Annotated in this window: 4 protein-coding genes; 3 read left to right on the top strand and 1 reads right to left on the bottom strand. The window is 62.6% G+C overall.

Going from position 1 to position 2,556, the window contains the following annotated elements; all coding sequences use genetic code 11:
• Positions 1-224: hypothetical protein (locus JNL55_RS14195; RefSeq protein WP_293854216.1), on the bottom strand; the 224-nt coding region annotated here is incomplete at its 3' end.
• 187 nt (positions 225-411) lie between these two features.
• Here JNL55_RS14195 and JNL55_RS14190 point away from each other — a divergent pair.
• From JNL55_RS14190 to JNL55_RS14180, 3 genes are all read left to right on the top strand, one after another.
• The gene (locus JNL55_RS14190; protein ID WP_293854213.1) at positions 412-945 is read left to right on the top strand and encodes an RNA polymerase sigma factor; all 534 of its coding nucleotides are present in this window, start codon (positions 412-414) and stop codon (positions 943-945) included.
• A 5-nt stretch (positions 946-950) separates the two neighbouring features.
• A complete protein-coding gene (locus JNL55_RS14185; protein ID WP_293854210.1) occupies positions 951-1,997 on the top strand; it encodes a FecR family protein in 1,047 nt (348 codons plus the stop codon).
• Positions 1,998-2,022: 25 nt separating this feature from the next.
• Positions 2,023-2,556, top strand: a 534-nt coding sequence (locus JNL55_RS14180; RefSeq protein ID WP_293854205.1) for a nitronate monooxygenase, incomplete at its 3' end; no start/stop codon positions are given.

Raw genomic sequence — 2,556 nt, 5'->3', positions numbered from 1 at the left:
GTAAAGCTGCCTTGCACGGCCGGGGCGCGCAGATCGCGAGTCAGCTCGGTGGCGAAAATCACCTGCAGCCCGCTCTGCTTGGCGAAGTTCTGGAGCGCGATTTCCATGGGCTGGGCGGCGATGCTCAGCGACACCGGTGCGGCCGGCGCCGCGCCAGCAGCGAGGCTCAGTGAAAAGCTCGTGGTCAGGCCAAGAGCCAGCAGTGCGTGCGACAGGCGGTTCATGTGTCTCCCCAGACTATATGTTGTTCGACGCCCGGCCTGAAATCAGGCCGTTTGGCTGCTGAGTGCGTGGCCGCGTCGGAAAATCCCGTGCCCCTCACTAAAAAGCAAAAAATTTCTGCCGAAGGGCGGGAAAAAGGGGGCGTCACACACACTATGCTTCCAGGTAAGTACCGCCCGGATTCAACTGATGGGGTCAAAGCCCGAAGACACACCCCGAGCCGCCAGCTTCGCCGCTGCGGCTTTCGAGAACTATGCCGGCGAATTGCATCGGTTCCTGCTGCGCCGGCTACGGCGCCCCGAGGACGCCGAGGACCTGGCGCAGGAAGTGTTCATGCGCCTGTCCCGCATCGACGATGCCGAGTTCATCGAAAAGCCGCGCGCTTATCTGTTTGGCATCGCCTCGCACGTGATTTTCGAGTTCCGGATGCGGGGCCGGGTCAAGGATCAAGTGGTGTTCGACTCCGACACCCTGGAACAGGCTGCGGAGCGCCCGCTGGAAGTGTCTCGGGACGAAATGGTCGATCGGCTGGATGTGCAAAAACAGCTGCGCGCTGCCCTCGAGCGCCTGCCGCCGTTGCACCTGGCCGTGTTCCTGCTACATAAACGCGACGGCTATTCCTATGAAGAGATCGGCAGCAAACTGAATCTCTCCGCGCGACGGATCGAAAGTTACATTACGCAAGCGCGCAGCCTGTTGCGCGAGATGGAATGGGATCGCTGACGCCAATGCCCACGCAGCCACACATTGCCGACACCGGCATTTCCAAGGAAGCCGCCCGCTGGATCGGGCGACTGGAACACGCCACCGAAAAGGACCGGGCCGCGTTCATCGCGTGGCTGCGCGCCTCGCCACAGCATGCAAAGGAATTCCTGCTGCTGTCGGCGCTAGAGAAAGAGATCGGCGATCTGGATCTACAGGATTTCGACGTCGACTCATTGCTCGCCAAAGCCAACGGCAACGTGATTCCTTTGCGCGACATGGAACAGGCGCCTCGCCCATCCGCCGCGCCATTCGTGACAAAGTCCACTTGGACTCGGCGCGATGTCTGGCGCCCGGCTGCCGGCCTGGCCGCAGCTCTACTAATCGGGGTCGGCACCTGGTGGCTGACGACGGGCCCAGGATCGTGGCAACGCTATGCCACCGCCATCGGCGAGCAGCGTGCCTTCGAGTTGGAAGACGGCTCGACCATCGAGATGAGCCCGCTATCAAGCGTCTCGGTGCGCATGTCTGCAGGGGTTCGCGAAGTGCATCTGGACTCAGGCGAAGCACTGTTCAAAGTCACCCACGACCCGAGCCGGCCGTTCCTGGTGGATAGCGATTCCACCATGGTCAAAGTGCTCGGCACTTGGTTCGCAGTCAATCGCCGCAGCAGTAGCGTCACGGTCTCGGTGCTGAAAGGTCGCGTGGCCGTGGACGATCAAGCCCTCGACGCCGGAGAGCGCATTCTCACGGCCGGCGAGGAAGTGAAAATCATGGCGACCGGAACGGTTCTGGACCGCAGCGTCGCTGCCGAGGCGAACAGCGTCGGTCAGCGCGATCGCACCTTGGTGTTCAGCGGCGACACGCTTGCCGAGATCGTCGAGGACTTCAACCGCTACAACCGCAGCCCGCAGATCGAGCTGCAAGGCGCTGCACTCCAAGCCCGGCAATTCTCCGGCGTTTTCGACGCACGCGACCCCAGCTCGCTGGTCGATTCATTGGCACGCGACGAGCGGCTTATCGTGGAGCGCCACGACGGGGCGATCATCATTCGACAGAAGGAGTATCGTTAGATCCCCTTCGCCTCCGGAAGTCATCATGACGATCTCGCTCCATCGTCCGGTCTGTGAGCTTCTTGGCTGCACCTATCCGCTGGTACTTGCCGGCATGGGCGGCGTCGCGAGGTCGGAGCTGGCCACCGCCGTCGCTCAGGCAGGCGGATTCGGCTTTCTCGGCATGGTGCGCGAACCGGTCGAACTGATTCGCAACGAAGTGCAGGCCATGCGAAAGAATGGCGTACAGAGATTCGGCGTCAATTTGATCCCGGCGGCCACGCCAACCGCTCTGCTCGACGCGCAGATTCAAGCCTGCATCGAACTCCAAGTCCCGGTCGTGGCACTGTTCTGGGATCTATCGTCGGAGGCCGTCGCTCGGTTGCGAGCTGCTGGGATTGTGGTCGTTTGCCAGGTCGGCTCAGTGGCAGAAGCGGTCGCCGCGAGACGGGCTGGCGCGCAAGTCATCATCGCTCAGGGATGCGAAGCCGGTGGACACGTACGCAGCGGCACGCCACTCGGAGAGATTCTGCCGCAGGTCGTTGCGGCCGTAGACTGTCCGGTGCTCGCCGCCGGCGGA

The organism is Steroidobacter sp., from assembly GCF_016790065.1.
Classification (GTDB): Bacteria; Pseudomonadota; Gammaproteobacteria; order Steroidobacterales; family Steroidobacteraceae; genus Steroidobacter.
The sequence above is the reverse complement of the archived record's forward strand: the minus strand, read 5'-3'. Positions and strand labels throughout refer to the sequence as shown.